General features: G+C 46.6%; 2 protein-coding genes. Both read left to right on the top strand.

Annotation, left to right across the window (positions count from 1 at the left end):
* Nucleotides 1-51: 51 nt before the first annotated feature.
* The gene (locus tag HMPREF9163_RS06830; RefSeq protein ID WP_037346468.1) at nucleotides 52-645 is read left to right on the top strand and encodes a type IV toxin-antitoxin system AbiEi family antitoxin domain-containing protein; all 594 of its coding nucleotides are present in this window, start codon (nucleotides 52-54) and stop codon (nucleotides 643-645) included.
* Nucleotides 642-1,478: a nucleotidyl transferase AbiEii/AbiGii toxin family protein gene (locus HMPREF9163_RS06825; RefSeq protein WP_198142776.1), complete on the top strand. Its 837-nt coding sequence runs from the start codon at nucleotides 642-644 to the stop codon at nucleotides 1,476-1,478. Before HMPREF9163_RS06830 ends, HMPREF9163_RS06825 begins: the two co-directional genes overlap by 4 nt.
* Nucleotides 1,479-1,589: the final 111 nt, after the last annotated feature.

Raw genomic sequence — 1,589 nt, 5'->3', positions numbered from 1 at the left:
GCTTGTTTATTTATATAATACAAGCAAGAAAGTTTATAGGAGATGATTCCCATGACGCAACAAGCTGCTATTATGAACCTCATCCATAAAAATAACGGTATGCTGACAACAGCCAAAGCGGTATCATCCGGTATTTCCCGCAGTATGTTGGCACATCTCGTCAAACGCGGACATTTGCTCCGTCCTGCCCGCGGCGTATACACGCTGCCCGAAATATGGGAAGATGAATTCCTCAATCTGCAAACACGATTCAAACGCGGCATTTTCTCACACGAAACAGCTCTCTTTCTCTGGAATCTGACGGATCGAACGCCGATTGCCTACCATATGACTTTCCCCACAAACTACAATCTGGCAAATCCGCAAAAGGAAGGAATCCACTGTGCTCAGGTAAAACCTGAGCGATATGAACTTGGCATTACAGAGATAAAATCTCCTGCAGGGAATTCGATACGCTGTTATTCTATGGAGCGTACGCTCTGTGATATCCTGCGACCGCAGCACGCTGCAGATATTCAAGTTGTCTCAGAAGCTTTCAAACACTATACGGACAGCAATCAGAAAAACATTCCCCTGCTCTCAGCGTATGCAGCTCGGCTCGGCGTCGAAAAAAGGATACGGACATATCTGGAGGTACTGCTTTGAATAATGCAATGCAGTTAAAGGCCGCCATCAATAAAATGGCAAAAGAAAAACACATCCCTGCCCAACTCGTGATGCAAAACTATATGTTGGAGCGGCTGCTAAAGCGCATCGCCCATTCAAGATATCAAGGAAACTTCATCCTAAAGGGCGGACTGTTGATTGCCTCGATGGTTGGTCTCCATTCCCGTGCCACAATGGATATGGACGCCACCATCCGAAATCATCCCGTAAACGAGAACAGCATAAAGACAATGTTCGAGGAGATTGTCTCTATTCCCATTGATGACAATATAACCTTCCGTTTTCAGGAGGTTGGAGAAATTCGAAAGAACGACGCATACGGCGGCTATCGCATATCGCTGACGGCAAACTTCCTCCCTATGAAGGTTCCTCTGAAGCTGGATATTACAACAGGCGACAAGATTACCCCGAAGGCAGTCGAATACAAATATCCCATGATGTTCAATGACGGCACATTGGAAATCTTTGCTTACAACCTTGAGACGATCCTTGCCGAGAAGTTGGAAACTGTAATTTCCCGTGGAGATCAAAATACGCGGCCAAGAGACTTTTACGATATCTTTATCCTGAGCAAGCTGAAGGGCGATCAGATCAGTCGAACCGTTTTGCGTCAGGCGGTATCCGAAACTGCACAAAAGCGCAATTCCGGTATGCTAATGCTGCAGTATCAGAGCATTTTGGAGCAGATTTTAAGTAGCCCAGCGATGCAGCATCACTGGGCAATATATCAGCGGGATTACGAATATGCCAGAGAAGTGGAATTCGCTTCCGCCTGTGAAACAATCCTCCAGCTCATGGATTCAATACAATAAATCACAGTTCAAGCGGCATCTGTCAGTAAGGCAGATGCCGCTATTTCAGTCCTTCCGATAAAACTCGCACTCATACCCATCCGCCTTGAGCGGCAGCCCCTTCGCCCACGG

This window comes from Selenomonas sp. oral taxon 138 str. F0429 (assembly GCF_000318175.2).
GTDB classification, from domain to species: Bacteria; Bacillota; Negativicutes; order Selenomonadales; family Selenomonadaceae; genus Centipeda; species Centipeda timonae.
Note: the sequence above shows the minus strand (reverse complement) of the source record. Positions and strands in the feature narration are given on the sequence as shown.